20 protein-coding genes are annotated in these 19,880 nt (G+C 63.2%); 14 read left to right on the top strand and 6 right to left on the bottom strand.

What is annotated here, in order from left to right; genetic code table 11:
* Positions 1-12 precede the first annotated feature (12 nt).
* From AC1DGI_RS15530 to glmS, 3 genes are read right to left on the bottom strand one after another with little or no spacing between them, the layout of a single operon-like run.
* Positions 13-1,542 carry an NAD(P)H-hydrate epimerase gene (locus AC1DGI_RS15530; RefSeq protein WP_476899469.1) on the bottom strand — a complete coding sequence of 510 codons (1,530 nt, stop codon included), beginning with the start codon at positions 1,540-1,542 and terminating at the stop codon, positions 13-15.
* Between the two features lie 5 nt (positions 1,543-1,547).
* Entirely contained in the window at positions 1,548-1,895 is a 348-nt protein-coding gene (locus AC1DGI_RS15525) for a holo-ACP synthase (RefSeq protein WP_441403145.1), read from the bottom strand.
* Positions 1,896-1,900: 5 nt separating this feature from the next.
* Positions 1,901-3,793, bottom strand: coding sequence for a glutamine--fructose-6-phosphate transaminase (isomerizing) (glmS, locus tag AC1DGI_RS15520; RefSeq protein ID WP_476899468.1), 1,893 nt, complete (start codon positions 3,791-3,793; stop codon positions 1,901-1,903).
* Positions 3,794-3,914: 121 nt separating this feature from the next.
* On the opposite strand from glmS, the gene coaA reads away from it, so the two are divergent.
* From coaA to AC1DGI_RS15505, 3 genes are read left to right on the top strand one after another with little or no spacing between them, the layout of a single operon-like run.
* Positions 3,915-4,880: a type I pantothenate kinase gene (coaA, locus tag AC1DGI_RS15515; protein ID WP_441401827.1), complete on the top strand. Its 966-nt coding sequence runs from the start codon at positions 3,915-3,917 to the stop codon at positions 4,878-4,880.
* A 5-nt stretch (positions 4,881-4,885) separates the two neighbouring features.
* Positions 4,886-5,782, top strand: coding sequence for a M15 family metallopeptidase (locus AC1DGI_RS15510; protein WP_476899467.1), 897 nt, complete (start codon positions 4,886-4,888; stop codon positions 5,780-5,782).
* A gap of 12 nt (positions 5,783-5,794) precedes the next feature.
* The gene (locus AC1DGI_RS15505; protein ID WP_476899466.1) at positions 5,795-7,135 is read left to right on the top strand and encodes a glycosyltransferase family 87 protein; all 1,341 of its coding nucleotides are present in this window, start codon (positions 5,795-5,797) and stop codon (positions 7,133-7,135) included.
* Between the two features lie 34 nt (positions 7,136-7,169).
* Here the strand turns inward: AC1DGI_RS15505 and glmM are convergent, their stop codons facing one another.
* Positions 7,170-8,531: a phosphoglucosamine mutase gene (gene glmM, locus AC1DGI_RS15500; protein WP_476899465.1), complete on the bottom strand. Its 1,362-nt coding sequence runs from the start codon at positions 8,529-8,531 to the stop codon at positions 7,170-7,172.
* A gap of 159 nt (positions 8,532-8,690) precedes the next feature.
* Here glmM and AC1DGI_RS15495 point away from each other — a divergent pair, with 159 nt between their 5' ends.
* Positions 8,691-9,608 carry a glycosyltransferase family 87 protein gene (locus tag AC1DGI_RS15495; protein WP_476899464.1) on the top strand — a complete coding sequence of 306 codons (918 nt, stop codon included), beginning with the start codon at positions 8,691-8,693 and terminating at the stop codon, positions 9,606-9,608.
* Positions 9,609-9,771: 163 nt separating this feature from the next.
* Here the strand turns inward: AC1DGI_RS15495 and rpsI are convergent, their stop codons facing one another.
* Together rpsI and rplM are read right to left on the bottom strand one after the other, a co-directional pair.
* Positions 9,772-10,281, bottom strand: coding sequence for a 30S ribosomal protein S9 (rpsI, locus tag AC1DGI_RS15490; protein WP_354233995.1), 510 nt, complete (start codon positions 10,279-10,281; stop codon positions 9,772-9,774).
* 35 nt (positions 10,282-10,316) lie between these two features.
* Complete coding sequence (rplM, locus tag AC1DGI_RS15485) at positions 10,317-10,760, bottom strand: 50S ribosomal protein L13 (RefSeq protein ID WP_015937805.1); 444 nt, start codon at positions 10,758-10,760, stop codon at positions 10,317-10,319.
* A gap of 309 nt (positions 10,761-11,069) precedes the next feature.
* Between rplM and AC1DGI_RS15480 the strand changes: the two genes are divergently transcribed.
* From AC1DGI_RS15480 to AC1DGI_RS15435, 10 genes are all read left to right on the top strand, one after another.
* A complete protein-coding gene (locus AC1DGI_RS15480; RefSeq protein WP_476899463.1) occupies positions 11,070-11,735 on the top strand; it encodes a prepilin peptidase in 666 nt (221 codons plus the stop codon).
* 269 nt (positions 11,736-12,004) lie between these two features.
* Positions 12,005-12,205, top strand: a complete 201-nt coding sequence (locus AC1DGI_RS15475) for a Flp family type IVb pilin (protein ID WP_476899462.1) — start codon at positions 12,005-12,007, stop codon at positions 12,203-12,205.
* Positions 12,206-12,588: 383 nt separating this feature from the next.
* Positions 12,589-12,969, top strand: a complete 381-nt coding sequence (locus tag AC1DGI_RS15470; RefSeq protein ID WP_476899461.1) for a TadE/TadG family type IV pilus assembly protein — start codon at positions 12,589-12,591, stop codon at positions 12,967-12,969.
* Complete coding sequence (locus tag AC1DGI_RS15465; protein ID WP_476899460.1) at positions 12,957-14,048, top strand: pilus assembly protein TadG-related protein; 1,092 nt, start codon at positions 12,957-12,959, stop codon at positions 14,046-14,048. Before AC1DGI_RS15470 ends, AC1DGI_RS15465 begins: the two co-directional genes overlap by 13 nt.
* A gap of 12 nt (positions 14,049-14,060) precedes the next feature.
* Complete coding sequence (cpaB, locus tag AC1DGI_RS15460; RefSeq protein ID WP_476899459.1) at positions 14,061-14,855, top strand: Flp pilus assembly protein CpaB; 795 nt, start codon at positions 14,061-14,063, stop codon at positions 14,853-14,855.
* On the top strand, positions 14,852-16,048 hold the full coding sequence (locus AC1DGI_RS15455) for a CpaE/TadZ family protein (protein WP_476899458.1): 1,197 nt from the start codon (positions 14,852-14,854) through the stop codon (positions 16,046-16,048). The genes cpaB and AC1DGI_RS15455 overlap by 4 nt, the downstream gene beginning before the upstream one ends.
* Positions 16,045-17,493, top strand: coding sequence for a CpaF family protein (locus AC1DGI_RS15450; RefSeq protein WP_476899477.1), 1,449 nt, complete (start codon positions 16,045-16,047; stop codon positions 17,491-17,493). The genes AC1DGI_RS15455 and AC1DGI_RS15450 overlap by 4 nt, the downstream gene beginning before the upstream one ends.
* Entirely contained in the window at positions 17,490-18,434 is a 945-nt protein-coding gene (locus tag AC1DGI_RS15445; RefSeq protein ID WP_476899457.1) for a type II secretion system F family protein, read from the top strand. Before AC1DGI_RS15450 ends, AC1DGI_RS15445 begins: the two co-directional genes overlap by 4 nt.
* A 12-nt stretch (positions 18,435-18,446) precedes the next feature.
* Positions 18,447-19,334 (top strand): type II secretion system F family protein, encoded by an 888-nt coding sequence (locus tag AC1DGI_RS15440; protein WP_476899456.1) that lies wholly within the window; start codon positions 18,447-18,449, stop codon positions 19,332-19,334.
* 319 nt (positions 19,335-19,653) lie between these two features.
* Positions 19,654-19,857, top strand: coding sequence for a Flp family type IVb pilin (locus AC1DGI_RS15435; RefSeq protein WP_476899455.1), 204 nt, complete (start codon positions 19,654-19,656; stop codon positions 19,855-19,857).
* The last annotated feature ends 23 nt before the right edge of the window (positions 19,858-19,880 follow it).

Raw genomic sequence — 19,880 nt, 5'->3', positions numbered from 1 at the left:
CGTACGCGTTTGTTACTGCTGCGCCATGACCTCCGGCAGCGCTTCCGCAATGTCCGACGCCGTTAGCGGACCGCCGCTTGATGCCAGGATTCCGGCGCGGCCGTGCAGGCTCGCGGCCATCGCCGCGATGGCCGCCCACCGGTCCTTCCCGGCGATGCCGCGGGCGCTGAAGGAGCCGGTGTCTTCAGCGATCTGGGCCAGCAATGATCCCAGCAGCCCGGCCAGTACGTCGCCGCTGCCGGCTGTGGCCATCCAGGGGCTGGCCTCGGCCTGGCTGAAGACGGCGCCCGCTGGGGCGGCCACCAGAGTGGTGGCGCCCTTGAGCAGCACGGTCGCGCCGGTGAGCCCGGCGCCCCGCCGGGCGGCTGCCAGCGTCGCGTCCTCGACGCCGGAGCGTTCCGGGGCGTCGCCGTATCGGCCCAGGAGCGCGGCCAGCTCGCCGGCGTGCGGGGTAAGCACGGTTCGGGGCGAAAGTTTACGGGGCAGCGCGGGGAGGGCGCCGGCGTCGGCCACGGTGGGGAGCCCGGCCGCCGCGGCCTCGCGGACGCGGTCCAGTTGCTCGTGTGCGCCGTCGTCCAGCCCGGGGCCGAGCAGCCAGGCCTGGACGTGCGCGTCCGCGATGCTGGTGCCGCAGACCACCTCGGGGCAGGAGTGCCGCACCAGGTCGGCCACCTCGGGCGGCCCGACGTAGCGGACCATGCCGGCCCCGGAGGCCAGGGCGCCCCGGCAGGCGAGCACGGCGGCGCCCGGGTAGCGCGTTGATCCGGCCACGACGCCGAGCACGCCGCGGGAGTATTTGTGCGAGCGTCGGCCGGGGTGCGGCAGGAGCGCGGCCAGGTCCGCAGCCTCGAGGCGCCGCAACTCGGGACCGGCCAGCGCGTCCTCGATGCCTATCGGGATGATCCGAAGCCGGCCGCAGAAGTCCGCGCCGGGGTCGGCGAGCAGGCCGGCCTTCGCGGCGCCGAAGCTGACGGTGACGTCGGCGGCCAGCACGGGGGCGTGCGCCTCGCCGGTGTCAGCGTCGACGCCGCTGGGGATATCGCAAGCCACCACGAGCCCGCGGCGGGTGTGCAGGCGTTGGAGTTCTTCGAACAGAGTTGCCGCGGCGCCGCGCAGGCCGCCCTGGGCGCCGGTTCCCAGGACCGCGTCAATCACGACGTCGGATCGTGCGGCGTCCGCGGCCAGCTCCCCGGCGTTGTCCCCAGTCAGGGCCGTGTTCCGGCCGCCGGCGGCGCGGAAGGCCTCCAGTCCGGCCCGGTGGGCTTGCCCGGCGGTGAGAATCGCCGTCGTCCGCAGGCCACGGCGGGCCAGCAGCGCCGCCGCGTAGAGGCCGTCGCCGCCGTTGTTGCCCTTGCCGGCGAGGATGGTGACGCTGGAACCGTAGGGCCGCAATCCCCGGTGCCGCAGTTCGCGGATCACGGTATTGGCCAGGCCGTAGGCGGCGCGTTGCATGAGAACAGCGCCCATACCGGTGTCCGCATTTGCCTCGATAAGCCGCTGTTCGACTTCTCGGATGTGGGTCCCGGTATAAGCGCTGATCATGGTGCCTAGCCCTCGGCGATCACCGTGGCGGTGGCGATGCCGCCGTCGTGGCTGATCGAGAGGTGCCAGCGTTTGACGCCCTTCGATTCGGCCACGGCCAGAACCGTATCCTTGACCTGGACCGTGGGGCCGTGTTGGTCCAGACCGATCCAGCAGTCCTGCCAGTTCATGCCGGCGGGGGCGCCCAGCACCTTGGCCACCGCCTCCTTGGCGGCGAACCGCGCGGCCAGGGATCGGGTGTTCAGGTCCCGTTCGGCGGGCACGAACAATCTGTCCCGCAGCCCGGGGGTGCGCTCCAGCTGCCGGCCGAACCGCTCGATGTCTACGACGTCTACGCCGATACCAACAATCATGGCGGCTATTCTACGGTCACGCTCTTGGCCAGGTTCCGCGGCTGGTCCACGTCGTAGCCCTTCGCGCTGGCGAGGGCGAGCGCGAAGATCTGCAGCGGCACGGTGGACAGCAGGGGTGCCAGCAGCGTCGGCGTCGGCGGGATGTAGAAGACGTGCTCGGCGTAGGCCTTCACCGCTTCATCGCCCTCTTCCGCGATGACGATCGTCTTGGCGCCGCGGGCCCGCACTTCCTGGATGTTGGAGACAACCTTCGCGTGCAGCGAATCCCGGCCGCGGGGCGAGGGGACGATCACGAAGACGGGCTGGCCTTCTTCAATCAGGGCGATCGGGCCGTGCTTGAGCTCGCCGGCGGCAAACCCTTCGGCGTGGATGTAGGCGAGCTCTTTCAGCTTGAGGGCGCCTTCCATGGCGACCGGGAAGCCGACGTGGCGCCCCAGGAAGAGCACCGATTTGGCGTTCGCCATCTCGACGCCGAGGTCCTTGATCTGGTCTTCGTGGTCGAGAATCTCCTGGATCTTCGCCGGAATCTTGCCGAGGTCCGCAAGCACGTCCTTGATCTCGCCCTGGAACATGTTGCCGCGCAGCTGTGCCAGGTAGAGGCCCAGCAGGTAGGCGGCGGTGATCTGGGCCAGGAAGGCTTTCGTGGATGCCACCGCGATTTCCGGGCCGGCGTGGGTGTACAGCACGGCGTCCGACTCACGCGGAATTGTGGAGCCGTTGGTGTTGCAGATGGAGATGGTCTTCGCGCCCTGTTCCTTGGCGTAGCGGACGGCCATCAGCGTGTCCATCGTCTCGCCGGACTGGGAGATGGAAACCACCAGGGTGTTCTCATCGACGATCGGGTCCCGGTAGCGGAATTCGTGCGAGAGCTCTACCTCGGTGGCGATCCGGCACCAGCGTTCGATCGCGTATTTTGCGACCTGGCCGGCGTAGGCGGAGGTGCCGCAGGCAAGCACGATGATCTTGTCGATGTGCTTCAGCAGTTCGGGGTCGATCCGCATCTCATCGAGGGTCAGCTTGCCGTCGAGATCCGACCGGCCCAGCAGAGTCTGCGCGACCGCGTCGGGCTGATCGTGGATTTCCTTTTCCATGAAGGACGGGTAACCGCCCTTTTCCGCGGAGGCCGGATCCCAGTCGACGTGGTACTCCTTGCCCGCGGCGGGGGCGCCGAAGAAGTCCGTGATGTCCACAGAGTCGGCGGTGATGGTGACGATCTGGTCCTGGCCCAGTTCCACGGCCCGGCGGGTGTAATCGATGAAGCCGGAGACGTCGGAGCCGAGGAAGTTCTCACCGTCACCCAGGCCCACCACCAGCGGGGAGTTGCGGCGGGCGGCCACGACGACGTCGGGCTGGTCCGCGTGCACTGCCAGCAGCGTAAAGGCGCCTTCCAGGCGCTGGCAGGCAAGCTGCATCGCCTTGGTCAGTCCGCCGTTGGAATTGTCGCCGCCGAGCTGGGTCCGGTAGATGTGGCCGAGAAGGGCCGCGGCCACTTCGGTGTCCGTCTCCGAGAGGAAAGTCACTCCTTCATTGAGGAGCTCCAACTTTAGTTCGGCGAAATTTTCGATGATGCCGTTGTGGATCAGCGCCAGCTTGCCGCCATCGGACAGGTGCGGGTGCGCGTTCTGGTCCGTGGGGCCGCCGTGCGTGGCCCAGCGGGTGTGACCGATCCCGGTCATAGCCTCGGGCAGCGGGTTGGCCTCGAGCTCGCCGATCAGGTTGCTCAGTTTCCCTGACTTCTTGCGGGACTCAATGGTGCCGTCAGCCACCACCGCGATCCCGGCGGAGTCGTAGCCGCGGTACTCCAGGCGCCGCAGCCCTTCCAGGACGACGTCCAAGGCTTTGTGCTCAATATTTACCCGGCCAGCCGAGTGGCCCACATATCCAACGATTCCACACATGGGAATCAGCCTAGCGGGTTTCCCGGCCGTCCGGCGTATGATGCACCGGCCCGGCCCCGCCGTCACTGCCCTCACGGGCGTTCATTTCGCTCTCGGCCTAGTCAAGGGCAGAATCTCTAAGGTGACTGTGCAACGCAACGATGCGAATGGCGAGGGTGTCTCCCCGTTCGTGGAGCTGGACCGGCAGACCTGGTCCCGGCTCGCTGCCCAAATGGAGCAGCCCCTCAATCAAGAGGACGTCCTCCGCCTCCGCGGCCTGGGCGATCCCCTCGATATGCATGAGGTCCGGGACGTCTATCTCCCGCTGTCCCGGTTGTTGCACCTCTATGTCGAGGGTGCCAACCAGCTCCACGCGGCCACCACCACCTTTCTCGGCGAGACCACCCAGCGCACGCCGTTCGTGATCGGTGTCGCCGGTTCGGTCGCCGTGGGGAAGTCGACTATCGCCCGCGTGCTGCGTGAAATGCTGAGGCGCTGGCCGGGCACCCCAAACGTGGAGCTCATCACCACCGACGGCTTCCTGTACCCGCTCGCCGAGCTCCGGCGCCGGCAGCTCCTGGAGCGCAAGGGGTTCCCGGAGTCCTATGACCGGCGCGCCCTGCTGCGCTTCGTGAGCGAGGTCAAGAGCGGCGCGGAGGAGGTGCGTGCGCCCAAGTACTCGCATGTCACCTACGACATTGTGCCCGGAGAGGAAATCGTGGTCCGCCGGCCGGACGTGCTGATCGTCGAGGGACTCAATGTCCTGGCACCCGCCCGCCCGCGGAATGACGGCCGGCAGGGCTTGGCCCTGAGCGACTTCTTCGACTTCTCGATCTATGTGGACGCCAAGACGTCGTACATCGAGGAGTGGTATGTGGACCGCTTCCGTAAGCTGCGGACCACTGCCTTTGCGCAGCCGGAGTCCTACTTCCACCGCTACGCGACGCTGTCCGACTCCGAGGCGGAACAGACGGCCCGCGACATTTGGAAGCGCATCAACGAACCGAACCTGGAAGACAACGTCCTCCCCACCCGCGGCCGGGCCCAGCTGGTGCTGACCAAGGACGCGGACCACTCCATCCGCCGCATGCTGCTGCGCAAGGTCTAGCACAGGTGTACCACGACGTCGGCGCGAACGGCCCGTGGGTTCCCAGCCGGCGCGCGTTCGGGCGGGCCGTCGCCGCCGGGGCAAGCTTTGCCGCCCTGGCCGCCGTCGCCGCCTGCAGCCCCCAGGACACGCCGGGGCAGGCCTCCCGCACAGCCGTGCCAACTGATGCGTCGACAGCCACCGCCTCCGGCTCACCCTCGGCTACTTCCACGCAGACCGGCCAGGCGGGTACCGCCGGGAGCACCGCGCCTGGCACTACGCTGCCGGGCAACTCTCCCGCGGCCGCCGCGCCTGGACCGAAATACTCTCTGACGGATCCGGCCAGCCAGTGGGTGGTGGTGAACAAGCATCGGCCGCTCTCCCCCGCGGACTACGCTCCGGCCGACCTAACCCAGCCGGCGGTCCGGCTTGCGGCCACCGGTGAGGCGGCACTGCTGAACAGCACGACGGCGGCAGCAGCGGAGCGGATGTTCGCAGATGCGGCGGCGGCCGGCGTCGTCCTGACCCTGGCGAGCGGGTACCGCTCGTACGCTACCCAGACAGCCACCTACGACGGGTACGTGAACTCACGGGGGCGCGACGAGGCGGACACCGCTTCGGCGCGGCCGGGCTACTCGGAGCATCAGACGGGCTGGTCGTTCGACGTCGGCGACGGCGACGGCGTCTGCAGTTTCCAGCCGTGCTTCGCGGATGAGCCGGCGGCCGTATGGGCCAAGGCCAACGCCTACCGCTTCGGCTTCGTGGTCCGCTACCCCTGGATGCTGCAGACGGTCACGGGCTACTACTACGAGCCGTGGCACCTGCGCTATATCGGGATCGAGGCCGCCGGCGACATGCACAGCCGGGGCATCGCCACCCTCGAGGAATACTTCGGCCTGGAACCAGCGCCGGCCTACCTCTAGTAGGAAGTTGCGATGGCCCGTCCTGTAATGTCACTGACCATGACGTGGGCTCGACAAGCGTTCGCAATTCTTGTGCGCAGGATTGACAGTTTCATCACGCCGGACCGGCTCAGAGTATATCCGTTGATCTTTGCCTTCATGTCCGGCGTCGCGCTATTGGCGACCTCGGTCACCCGCGTCCTCCTCCCGGCCGCCCAAGGCTCTTTTCTGCCGGACTACCTCGCCCACTGGACAGGCGGAGGCCTGCTACTGGCCGGCGAGTCTGGCGCCCTTTACGACCCCCAAGTCCAGCAGCAGTTCCAAGCCGCTGCGCTCGGACCCGTGACGAGGCTGGCATGGTTCGTTTCGCCTCCGGCCGTTGCCGCGTTTTATGCGCCGTTCGCCGTCATGCCGTACAACTTGAGTGGGCTGATGTGGCTGGTGGTGAGTGCAGCGCTACTGGTTGCATGCACTCTGAGCATGAAGTCCTTCGCTCCCAAACTGATGCTGCACAAGCGCAAGGCGGTTTTTGTTGCCGTCGTCGCTTCACCGGTGGTCTTCGAGTTGCTGGGCGGCGGCCAGGACTCGGCATTCGTGCTCGCTGTTTGGCTGCTGGGCATCCGTTTCCTCAGTACGGGCCATAACTTTTGGGCGGGCGCAATCTTCGGGCTTGGTTTTGCGAAGCCGCAGCTTTTTGTCCTCGTGCCACTAGTGCTCCTGGCGACGCGAAATTTCCGGGCACTGGCGAGTTTCGCGGCAGTGTTCTTGCTTCTCGCCGGCGCCTCCGTGGGCATGGTGGGGGTGGACGGTCTCGCTCACTGGGTGTCCGCCCTTGCCAGTCCGTTGTACGCAGAGCAAGTCCAACAGGGACAGGCCTGGAAAATGATCGGTTTGCCGTCGCTGATTCAGGGACTCCTACCGCCGTCCTGGGCCGGTTGGACAGCACCGGTTTTGACGGTGGCTTCATTGCCTGTCGGCGCGGCAATATTGCTTTATCACGTCCGTAAACTCCGGAAGCGGCGGGTCGATCCTGCGTTAGTGTGGCTCACGACGCTGGCCACGACCGTTGTCTTCTCTCCCCACATCGCGACCTACGACGGAGTGTTGCTCATCCCGGTACTCGTCTACTTGCTCGACCACCGTTGCTCGCCCCTAGTCCGCGTCTCGGCTGTGACTGCCATTGCTCTCCTTTGGCTGGCCCCCGTCTTCCATCAAGTCGCCAGTCAACTGGCCATGTGGCCGCTGAACGCCATCGACGCTCCGTGGGGCGCCTTACCGCTGGCCGTTTTGTGGCGAGAATCGATACGAGCGCTCGGTACCGCCGAGAGCCCTGCAAAAACCACGCATCCGAGCCACCAACACGAACTGACATAAGGTCAACCCTTCTCTCCGGGTCAACAAGCATGCGTCAGTCGGCGACGAAGGCCAGGGCCAGTTCCGTCCGGACCACGTCTGCCAGGCCGTCGGCGACTTCCTGGGCAGTCTCGAGGTCGGCGGCCTCCACCATGACCCGCACCACCGGTTCGGTTCCGGACGGCCGGAGTAGCACGCGTCCGGTGTCGCCGAGGCGCACCTGGGCCTTGGCCACTGCTTCGGCCACCGCCTCGTCGCCGTTGACCCGGCTGCGGTCGACGTCCTTGACGTTGATCAGCACCTGCGGGAGCTTGGTCATGACCGTGGCCAGTTCCTTGAGCGGACGCCCGGTGAGTGCCACCTGGGCGGCCAGCTGGAGACCCGTGAGCACGCCGTCGCCGGTGGTGGCGTATTCGGCGAAGATCACGTGGCCGGACTGTTCGCCACCGAGGCTGAAGCCGCCTTCCCGCATGGCTTCCAGAACGTAGCGGTCGCCGACGCCGGTTTCCCGCAGCGTGATGTCGGCTTCCCGCAACGCGAGCTTCAGTCCGAGGTTGCTCATCACGGTCGCCACGAGAACGTCGTCTTTGAGCTTGCCGGCCTCCTTGAGCGCAAGTGCCAGGATCGCCATGATCTGGTCCCCGTCGACCTCGTTGCCTTCATGGTCTACGGCCAGGCAACGGTCCGCGTCGCCGTCGTGGGCAATGCCCAGGTCCGCGCCATGGGCAACCACGGCGGCTTTGAGCGGGGACAGGTGCGTGGATCCCACGCCGTCGTTAATGTTGAGTCCGTCCGGTTCGGCGCCGATGATGATCACTTCGGCGCCGGCGGTCTTGAAAACCTGGGGTGAGCAGCCGCTCGCGGCACCGTGGGCACAGTCCACCACCACTTTGATCCCCTCCAGGCGGTGCGGAAGGGTGCCCAGCAGGTGCACGATGTAGCGGTCTTCCGCGTCGGCGAAGCGCTGAATGCGCCCGACTTCGCCACCGACCGGGCGGTAGGGTTCCTTGGCCAGCTGTTCCTCGATCGCGTCCTCGACCTCGTCCGGAAGCTTCTGGCCGCCGCGAGCGAAGAACTTGATCCCGTTGTCCGGCGCCGGGTTGTGGGAGGCGGAGATCATCACGCCGAAGTCGGCGTCGAGGTCGGCCACGAGGTACGCAGCGGCGGGCGTCGGCAGGACGCCGGCGTCGTAGACGTCGATTCCGGAGCTGGAAAGTCCGGCCTCCACGGCGGCCGCGAGGAACTCACCGCTGGCGCGCGGATCGCGGGCCACGACGGCGCGCGGCCGGTTGCCGCTCATGTTGCGGTCGTGCCCCAGCACGACGGCGGCGGCCTGCGCCAGCTGCAACGCCAGCTCGGCGGTCAGCAGACCGTTAGCCAGGCCTCGGACACCATCTGTTCCAAATAATCTAGACATCGCGACCCAGTTTAGCCGATCGCGCTCTCGGCGCCCGTCCTTCCTAGTACAGAGCCGCTTTCGGCTGACGAGACGTTTGCGCGTTGACCAGACGGAGTCTCGCAGGAAATCGGCCGTTAAAAGCCCTGTCGTGCGGCGTGAGCATGGCAATATCGGGGCATGTCGAAACTTTCTGACCAAGCGGCGGACTTCGTAGGCGCAACCGTGATTTATCGAACGGATTTCGCTGAAAAGTATCCACTCGCTACACGGTTGTCGGTTGTCCTGCTCTGGCTCCTTGGATTGTTCTCCACCTTTCTATCGATCAAGGCCGCCGTCCTCAGCGACGTACTGGGGCAAGACGCCCACGCTTATTGGCTCGCCGCTCAGGGCGAGCTGGAGTATGACAAGGCGCCGGGCCAGAGAGATGCGTATCTCTATTCGCCAGCTTTCCTTGCCGTGATCCGTCCCCTCGCCATGCTTTCCTGGCCGCTGTTCCTGGTGCTCTGGGTCTGCCTGGAGGCAGCGGTCCTCCTCTGGCTTGTGAAGCCACTGAAAACCAGATGGGCAATTCCGGTTTTTCTCCTCTGCATGCCGGAGCTCCTGGTCGGCAACATCTATGTACTGCTTGCTGGCGCTGCTGTGGTCGGCATGCAGACGCCGGCCGCGTGGGCATTTCCGGTCCTGACAAAGCTCACCGCCGGAGTCGGACTTCTGTGGTTTGCAGTCCGTGGCGATTGGCGCGGACTACTGCACGGTGTCGGCGGGCTGTCCCTCGTTGTCCTTGTCTTTTACGCGGTGGATCCCACGCCGTGGCACGCGTGGGTGCAGTTTTTACTCGACCACAGGGACGGGACACCGGACAGCCAGGCCAATTTTGTCTTGCGCTGCGGCGTCGCCGTACTCCTAGTCATAGTTGGAGCACCAAAGCAGTGGCCCTGGCTAATCGCTCCCGCCATGGTCCTGGCATCGCCGGTGCTGGTTGGACTCATACCGCTAACGATGTTGGCCGCAATTCCCAGACTCAACCGTCTGACAGGGCAAAAGGTGGATCGCCGCAGTTCCCCTTTGCCCGATGAGGTGAAGGCAGCAAAGTAGCCCTGGTGGGCATTGAAATCCGTGTCGCTGCACCGGCCACGGACGGTAATCACGAAGTCGATCAATCCAGTATTGAGTAGCGGCGGCCCAAAACGCCCCGCGGTCGGTTAAACGCCGAAAGCCCGCCCCGCAAAATGCGGGACGGGCCTTCGTGCAAGCGGAATTAGCGCTTGGAGTACTGCTGAGCCTTACGTGCTTTCTTGAGGCCAGCCTTCTTGCGCTCGATGACGCGGGCGTCACGACGCAGGTAACCGGCCTTCTTCAGGGTGGCGCGGTTGTTCTCGGTGTCGATCTCGTTCAGCGAACGGGCGATGCCGAGGCGCAGGGCACCGGCCTGGCCGGAGATGCCGCCACCGTGGATGCGGGCAATGACGTCGTAGGCGCCATCAAGATCGAGGATCTTGAAGGGTTCGTTGACATCCTGCTGGTGCAGCTTGTTCGGGAAGTAGTTGTCCAGCGCGCGACCGTTGATGGTCCACTTGCCGGTGCCGGGCACGATGCGAACGCGTGCAATGGCTTCCTTGCGACGGCCAACTGCCGCGCCGGCGACCGTGAGGGCCGGGCGTTCCTTCTTGGGCGCTTCTGCTTCCGCAGGACCGCTTTCCGAGGTGTAGCTGGTCAGGTTTTCCTCGGCCACGACGGCCTCGGTGGTCAGTTCTTCGTTCTGAGCCACGATTCTCCTTGATTAAAGTTGGTTGGTGGCCAGGACTACTGGGCGACCTGGGTGATTTCGAAAGTCTTGGGCTGCTGGGCGGCGTGCGGGTGCTCGGCACCGCGGTACACCTTCAGCTTGCCCAGCTGCTGCGCAGCGAGGGAGTTCTTCGGGAGCATGCCCTTGATGGCCTTCTCCACGGCGCGGACCGGGTTGGATTCCAGCAGCTCCGCGTAGTTGACGGAGGTCAGGCCGCCCGGGTAGCCGGAGTGGCGGTATGCGCGCTTCTGCTCCAGCTTGGCGCCGGTAAGGGCAACCTTTTCAGCGTTGATGATGATGACGAAGTCGCCCATGTCCATGTGGGACGCGAAGGTGGCCTTGTGCTTGCCGCGCAGCAGGATTGCGGTCTGGCTGGCGAGACGACCAAGGACAACGTCGGTGGCGTCAATGACGTGCCACTGGCGGTTGATATCGCCGGGCTTCGGGGTGTACGTACGCACGGTGTTTGCCTCGTTCTTGTTCTGGCGTTCTTGTTTTAGGCGTCACGCAAAAGGTGCACCTACTATCTATGCGCTACCGGAACAGAGGTGAGGGCTCCATGTAACCAGTCATCCAGTGGTCTCGAATGTGCACGTTGGGTAGCTATCCTGCAACCGGATTCCCAAGCGGGCACGCATCATCGAGATAGGACACGCACAACGACTACCAAGAATAGCGGAAGCCTGGGGCGTGGGTCAAAATAGGGTGTCCGCAAGGCACGCTGCCCTGCGTGCGCAACAGTTCCGACCCGCCGCGTTCTTGGAGGCACCGTGCCCGATCCCGCCCTTGCCGGTTCCGCCTCGCCGCTGTTCATCGCGGGAATTGCCGCGGCTGGACTGTGCTTGGGCCTGCTGGGCGACGTCCTGGTCCGCCGCACGCTGCCGCAACTGGCATCCTCCCCCTCCCCTGCGCAGAGAACGACGACGGCGGTCGCCACCGTCATGTTGTGCGCGCTGCTGGCATGGCGCTTCGGGCCGGCGCCGGCCCTGCCGGCTTTCCTGCTCCTGGCGGTTGCCGGCGTGCAGCTGGTACGCATCGATGTCCTCCATCACTTGCTGCCCAACCGGCTGGTTGTGCCCCTGCTGGGGGCCGGCATGATGCTCCTCGTGGGGGCTTCCGTAGCACTGGGAGGTTGGGAAAAACTGGCCCGCGGCCTCGCCGGCGGCGTAATTCTCTTCGTTCTCTACTTCATCTTGGCTCTCATCAGCCCCAAGAGCCTCGGAATGGGCGATGTTAAGCTCGCCGCCCCGCTCGGCCTGTACTTGGGCTACTTGGGTTGGGCCCAACTCTTCTACGGCGGAGCCCTGGGATTCGTCGCCGGCGGGATCGCCTCCGCCTTCGTGGTGCTGAAAAACCGCGGAAACAAGCCGATGGAAGTCGCCTACGGGCCGTCCATGCTGGCCGCTTGCCTCGCGGTCATCCTGCTGTTTCCGTAGAGGGTGCCACAGCCTGGGCCCCGGCTTCAATAGCAAGTTGGCTTATCGAAACAGGTAATTTTGGCTACACCTCCACACCGAACTGAGTACACCGCCATTGCTGCCGAGTAGAACGACATTTTTCGTTCCAAAAAGTCGAGTATTCGATGTTATTGCCGTGCCGTTAATCGCCGTGCAAATGTGGTTCCAGCGAAGCTCCAGTGAATAAGCAATAGGGGATTCACTGGAATTCCGTTCAAATATTCGAAACTCTGGAAAAGGAAATTAAAATGACTGGTCTCATGTTCTCAATGCTCTCTTTCATCGCCGGCGTCAAGAACAAGCTCGAATCCGAAAAGGGTGCCACCGCGGTGGAGTACGGCCTGATGGTCGCCCTCATCGCCGTTGCCATCATTGTCGCCGTGACGGCCCTGGGCACCCAACTCTCCGACTTGTTCACCGGCGTCAAGGACAAGATCGTGGCTCCCTAACAGAACCAAGTCTCTTGAAGCCCAGGGGCGGGGCGGGGTAGTTCGGGCGAAGATCCGCTGCCACCGCACCCGCCCTTGGGCTTCTCTCGTCTGCTTATGCGCAGGTTTACGAGATCTCAAGGTTCAGGAGGGGTCGTGCAAGGTCTCAGATCCAAAGCAAAAATCACTGCATCGCGAGTGACTGCCGTTGGTTGTTCAGTGCCTTCGCTGCAAACGGGCAGCAATGCAGCGGAGAACACACGTCTGGTCGGCTTCATTGCCACCGCTATCGTTCTTGCCGTCGGCGCGCTCAGGCTAGAGCTAATTCCTCGGTTCCCTACCACCACGGCCGGCTTCTGATGGAATCCCGAGCAAAGCCCCGCGGCGCGAAAAGTGCCAAGGAATTGGGCGCCGTCGCCGTCGAGTTCGCCCTCATTCTTCCCATCTTCCTCGCACTAGTCCTGGGGATTGTGGAATTCGGGAGGGCCTTCAGTATCCAAGTCTCTATGGCAGAAGGTGCCCGAGAAGCCGCGAGGTACTCGGCCATCCACTACGCAGATACCGGTTACACGAACGTTGTGGCACAGCAGAAGGCAATTGACGCGGCACCAATTGCCAACCTGAAGCTCACCGACGTCACAATCAGCTCCTGCGCTCCAGGCACGGATTCAATCGTCACCATAAGCGCAAAGACCAAGTACCTCACTGGTCTCCCGACGTTGGTCCCCTTCCTTCCGGACATCATGAGCATCTCAGCTAAAGGGGTCATGCAATGCGGAGGTTAGCCAAAAAGCAACCGCAGGAATGCGGTGCCGAGGACAAGGAACGGGGTGTAATAGCGCCGCTCGCTGCCATTCTTATGGTTGCCCTGCTGGGCTTCGGAGCCCTGGCTGTAGACGTCGGTGCAATGTACTCGGAGAAAACGCAGCTGCAAAATGGCGCCGACTCAGCGGCACTCGCAGTAGCGCAGGCCTGTGCCAAGGTCGCCACTTCAGCTCCATGCGCCACGGATCAGAAGCTAAAGGCTGGACCGTACGCAAACGGCAACGCTCTTGATGGGTCCAGCAATGTTGTCTCGGCTGTCGTGAACAACGCCGCGGGCACTGCGGACGTCACGACCGAGACGCCGGCCGGCGCAGGCGGCGAACACTTCTCCCTCTATCTGGCTCGTGCCCTTGGTATCAATTCCGTAGAGATCCGGGCGTCCGCGCAAGCACAATTCGGAGGTTTCTCTGCTGCCGATGTCTTTCCATTGACGTTTTCGAAATGCGAATCCGACCCGTCCTTTTTCAAGGGCCTCCAGTTCTTTCCTGAACACGGGACGTCGTTGTCCGATGATCCGAAGTACGCATGCCCCCATCAGTCGTCGTCAGGGCACGAACTCCCTGGCGGCTTCGGTTGGTTGAAGCACCCGGGATCAGACTGCAACGTACATGTCGACATCACCGGCCCCTGGATCGAGTCCAAGCCAGGCACGAGCTTCGATGGTACTTGCACTTCAAAATTTGCCAGCTGGCAGGCGAGCCTAGCGGCCGGCAAAACGGTCGAGATTCTTATTCCGATCTTCGACACGGCCTGTCCGGATAAGGGTGGGACGGGAGTGAACCCCTGCGCAGCCTCTCCTTTTGGTAAGTCTTTTCGGATCGAAGCTTTTGCGCAGATTTCTCTTCGGGGTTGGCATTTCAACGGTGGCGGAAGTACCTATTACACGACGGAAGCCAGCGCGCTCAAAGGAAGCCTGAAGCTGAAAAATAGCGATACCGGACTGTACGGCACTTTCATAAAAAAGGTCACGCTGGCCGATGCTGCAAAAATGGGCGGCCCAATAACATACGGATCTCTTGGAGTCACGTTGTCCAAGTAGCCGCGACACACAATGAGTTTCAATCGGCATAAGGAGGAAGTCAAAGTGAAAACACGCCTGCTGGGAGGCATCGTCGCATTTGTGCTGGCAATAGTCGGCACCGTCCTACTGGTCTCATACGTATCCGCGTCCGAGGCGAGGGCCCAAAAGGACCTGCAGCCTGTGGAGGTGCTAGTCATTCAACAACAGGTTGCGAAGGGCACTGATCTCGAAAAAATTCGGAGTGCGGTGAAACTGACCTCGCTACCGGCGGCGTCGGTGCCCAACGGCGCGCTGAAGAGCCTGGAAGGCCTGAACGGGAAGGTCGCCGCGGCAGATCTGCTGCCGGGTGAAGCGCTACTGGGTGCAAGGCTGGCTGATCCTGACAGCTTGTCCGCGCCAGGCACCGTTCCGGTTCCCGCCGGGATGCAGGAGATCTCGGTTCAGCTGGAGGCCCAGCGGGTGGTCGGTGGACGCATCGCAGCCGGCGACACGGTGGGCATTGTCGTCCTCTTCGACAAGGGCGCCGTAAAGGATGCCCCTGATGTGGAGTCCGGGCAACAGATTTTTCACAAAGTCCTGGTAACGAGCGTCCAACGTTCCTTGGCGAAGACAGCTGGCACGGCTCCCGCCGGAACCACTGCTGAGCAGCAGGCCAATACGGAATTGCCCACCGGGCAGTTGCTCGTAACGTTTGCCCGCAACGACGCCGATTCAGCCAAGATCGCGTTCGGGGCCAACTTCGGAACCTTGTGGCTGACCAAAGAACCCTCGTCCGCCACCGAAGGCACCCCGGTGATTGTCAAGAAGCCGGAGCTGTACCGATGAGCAGATTCGTAGCCATCACAGCAGATTCAGATTTCGAAGCACGTGCCAGGCAGGCGGCTTCCCGCCTGCACGGAACATTTCACGGAATCGTGGCAAACTTCCTGCCGCCGGGCCCGGACGACGTCTTGCGTACCCTCTCGGGCGATCTCGTCGAAGTCATTCTGCTGGGACCTGGCCTCCCGGTAGACGATTCCATCAGGCTCGCCAGTCTCTTCGACCTCCAATATCCGGAGATCAGCGTGGTGCTGGTCACCGAGGACGAGTCGAGCATCGCCTTGCCCGCGATGCGGGCAGGAATCAGGGACCTCCTGGAGCCTGGCGCCGACGTAGACGCCATCCACATCATGCTTGAACGCGCCAGCCTCGCGGCTGCTGGACGGCGTCGAGGTCTCGGGAACAGCGTTGAACCGTTGACCGGGAGCGGACGAATCATCTCAGTCATGTCGCCCAAGGGCGGTGTGGGAAAAACGACCGTCACCACGAACCTCGCGGTCGGGCTCGCAAAAATGGCTCCGATGGGCGTTGTGGTGGTGGACCTGGACCTGCAGTTTGGCGACGTGGCGTCCGGGCTAATGCTGGAACCCGAGAAGACCATCGCCGATGCCGTAAAGGGTGCGGCCGCGGGCGACAGCCTGGTGCTCAAGTCATACCTGACCTTACACACATCGGGCATCTATGCGCTCTGTGCACCCCTCAACCCGATAGAGGCCGATCAGATAACCGGCGAACAGGTCTCCCGGTTGCTCGTCCAGCTGGCCAGCGAGTTTAAATATGTTGTAGTGGACACCGCCCCAGGACTCGGGGAACATGTTCTCGCCACGCTCGAACAGGCCACAGACGGCGTTTGGGTTTGCGGTATGGACATCCCGAGCATCAAGGGCCTTCGGACAGGATTCTCAATCCTGACCGAGCTTGCCCTGCTGCCCCCAAATCGGCATGTGGTGCTCAACTTTGGCGATCGCCGCAGCGGACTGACGCTTCAGGACGTGGAGGCGACCATTGGCTGCCCTGTGGATGTTGTACTCCCCCGGTCACACTCGGTGCCCTATTCCACGAACAAGGGCGTACCCCTGCTGCAGGAAGCATCCAAGGATGCCGTGGCGAAGGGGCTGCGTCAGCTCGTCGAGCGGTTTGATCCGAATTGGGATCAAAGGCCCCACAAGAAGCTTCACCGAAGGGCGGTAGTCCAATGACACTTGCAGATCGCTTCGAATCCGTCCGCAGCCAGGCAATCAAGCAGCAGCCAGTTTCCCCTCGGACCGAGATCCCGTGGGCAGGGACAGCTCAGAGCGTTGCGAATGAGTCCCCCTGGAATGAACCAGGCTCAAAAGATCACAGTGCGGAGGCCAACGACGCACTGACGGCGGTGAAGGACCGCGCCGGCGCGGCGCTCTATGAGCGGATGGGCAGCCGGATCTCGGACTCTTCGCTGGACGAGGGAGAGCTGCACGATTACGCCAAAGACGAACTGCGCGCCATCATCGAAGAGGACGAGATTCCACTGACCTCCGGTGAACAGCAGCGGCTCGTCCAGGAGATCCTGGATGATGTCATCGGCCTCGGCCCGTTACAGAAATTCCTTGCTGACGATGCAGTGACAGAAGTAATGGTCAACGGCCCGGATAAAATATATGTGGAACGGGGCGGCAAGCTCTTCCTTACCGGTTCCCGCTTCACGTCCGAGGAACATTTGCGCCGAATTATCGAGCGGATTGTCACCAAAGTCGGCAGGAGAATCGACGAATCGTCTCCGCTGGTGGACGCTCGCCTGTCCGACGGCTCGCGTGTCAACGCCATCATTCCGCCGTTGGCCGTCAACGGGTCATCGCTGACGATCCGAAAATTCGGTCAAGTTCCCTTGACGGTCAACGATCTCATCTCGTTTGGCACCATCTCTCCCGAAATCGCCGAGCTCCTGAATGCCTGCGTCCTCGCCAGACTCAACGTCATCGTGTCCGGAGGAACCGGGACGGGCAAGACGACATTGCTCAACGTCTTGTCGTCCTTCATTCCTGCTGACGAGCGGATTGTCACCATCGAGGACGCCGTCGAACTTCAACTGCAGCAGGAACATGTGGTCAGGCTCGAAAGCCGGCCGAGGAACATCGAAGGCAAAGGCGAAATTAGCATCCGGGACCTCGTCCGGAACTCGCTGCGCATGCGCCCGGACAGAATCATTGTCGGCGAAGTCCGCGGCGGCGAGACCCTCGACATGTTGCAGGCCATGAACACCGGCCACGACGGTTCGATCTCAACGGTGCACGCCAACACGCCCCGCGACGCCATCGCTAGGCTCGAGACCCTGGTCCTCATGGCCGGTATGGACCTGCCGCTCCGTGCCATTCGCGAGCAGATCGCCTCGGCGGTGAACCTGATTGTGCACATTTCGCGCCTCCGGGACGGAACGAGACGAGTCACCCACGTCACGGAAGTCCAAGGGATGGAAGGCGACGTCGTCACGCTTCAGGACGCCTTTACTTTTGATTACAGCGCGGGGATGGACGCGAACGGGCGGTTCCAGGGGCGGCCGATTCCCACCGGTGTCAGGCCCCGCTTCGTAGATCACTTCGCAGATCTGGGTATTGCCCTCTCCCCGGCCGTCTTCGGGACCTTGCCGATTGGCGGTGGTTACCGGTGATCGCCAGCCCGATTCTGTTGGTTCTTGGCGTCCTGCTTTGCTTCGCCTCGCTGGTGTCCCTCTTCGTAGTGACTTTTCGTGGCCGTGAATCCAACATCGATTTGTCGCGCAGGAGACCAGGTGTTGCCGAGCAACCGTCGGCCCTCACCCGGTTTGCGGCATCGGCATCGTCCTTTGTCGACCACAATGTCGGCCGGAATGCCAGCTTTGGATCCGCCAACTCGTTGGAGGAAGCAGGGCTGCGCCTGCGCCAGGCTGACTACATTCTGCTACTCGGATGTATCGCAGTCACAGCGGGTGTCGTCGGTTTTGTTTTGGCCGGGCTATTGCTGGCTCTATTGTTCGTGCTGTTGACGCCAGTCGCCGGGATGCTGTTCCTGAACATTATGGCCGGCAGGCGTCGCGCCAAGTTCGATTCGCAGCTTGGCGACACGGTGCAGATGCTCTCCGGCGGACTGCGCGCCGGTCACAGCCTGCTCCGAGCGGTGGACGCCGTCGCGAAGGAGTCCGATGCGCCGACTTCGGAGGAATTCGCGCGGCTGGTAAATGAGACCAGGCTGGGACGAGATCTGAGAGACTCCATGGCCGACTCAGCGCGACGCATGAGGAGTGAAGACTTCGACTGGACCGCCCAGGCGATCGAGATTCACCGGGAAGTCGGCGGCGACCTGGCGGAGGTGCTGGACCATGTGGGCGAAACCATCCGCGAACGGATGCAGATCAAGGGTCAGGTGAAATCCCTTAGTGCCGAGGGCAAGCTGTCAGCCTACATTCTCATCGCTTTGCCCGTCGGGATCTTTCTGTTCCTCAGTTTTTCCAACCCGGGCTACCTCGGCGTCCTTTACACAAGCGTGCTCGGCTGGATCCTGCTCGGGTTTGCCGTTGTCTTGCTGGCCCTCGGGTCCTTTTGGCTGAGCCGTGTCGTCAAGATCAAGTTTTAGGGGGAAACAAGCATGAGCGTAATGGCGTGGTTCATAGTGGCAATCATCGTTGTTCCCTCCTCGGTGATGGTCTGGGCAGTGATATCAGTCGACCGGACAGGCCTGGCTGCCGTCCGCAGCAATCTGGGAAAAGTTAAGGGAGCGTCAGCGACGGCTACCGGCGGTGCCGATGCCCCGTGGCTCGCGCAACTGGGCCAGCGTTTGGCGCCGAAGGGGTATCCGGCATGGCTGGACAAGTTGCTCGCCAAGGCCGGAAGGCCAGCAGGCCTGCCCTTGGAGCGTCTCCTGGTGATCAAGCCGGCACTTGCCTTGGTGGCGGGCCTTCTGGGGATTCTGTATGTTGCCAAGACTCCAACCGGCACAACGATTCTGCTGGCTGTGTTTGTGACGGTCCTCGCGTACTTCGTTCCAGACCTGCTCCTGCACAGTCAGGGTGCGAAGCGCCAGGAAGCAATCGAATTGGAACTACCCAGCACCCTGGACCAAATGCTGATTTCGGTAGAGGCCGGACTTGGCTTCGAATCAGCAATGGCGCGTGCGGGCCAAAACGGTAGTGGCCCGCTGGCCGCGGAGCTCCTTAGGACCCTGCAGGACATGCAAGTCGGCAGGAGTCGCCGGGAAGCATATCTCGCCATGGCCGAACGCACCGGAGCCCCTGACCTGCGGAGCTTCGTGCGGGCGGTTGTCCAGGCGGATGTGTACGGCATCGCGATAGCAAGCGTGCTGCGGACGCAGGCCAAGCAAATGAGGATCAAGCGGCGGCAGCGTGCTGAAGAGAAGGCAATGAAGCTTCCCATCAAGGTGCTTTTCCCCCTAATGCTGTGCATCCTGCCTGTACTCTTCATCGTCATCCTGGGCCCGGCCGTCATCAACATTGTTGCGGCCTTCTCGCATATGTAGGAGCAAAAACTCCGTTACAACGGCGCCCCATGGCGCCCCCATGACCGGACCCTCTCGGACCCAGAGCCGAGAGGGTCCTCCTAGGCAGGACCCTCTCGGCACCCAGAAACCGAGGGGGTCCTCCTTTGCGCCCGAAGCCCGATGACCGGGCTGTCCGCAACTCCACCGCAGAATTCACGCAGTATAACTACAGCAATCGTGCAGTTTGGGAAGCCTTGGCGCAGGATGCCGCAAAGTCGATTCTTCGGCGTGTCGGCGCTTGCTAAGTTCCTCTCAGTGCTGGTGCAGGGCCAGCCGCCAAACTCGCTCAGGAGTCCCGATGCTTTCTCTTATCGCAACCCTTCAGACCCTAGGCTTTGCCGCCAAGAACCGCCTTCGCGAAGAGAAGGGCGCAACGGCTGTGGAATACGGCATCATGGTTGCCCTCATCGCCGTAGCCATCATCGTCGCCGTTGGTCTGTTGGGTACCCAGCTGAACACGCTCTTCGAAAACGTCACCAGCAAGCTGGCCCCGAAGCCGTAGCGGCGCCATCCAGACAGGACGAA

The organism is Arthrobacter sp. 05N428_2, assembly GCF_056397065.1.
The sequence above is the reverse complement of the archived record's forward strand: the minus strand, read 5'-3'. Positions and strand labels throughout refer to the sequence as shown.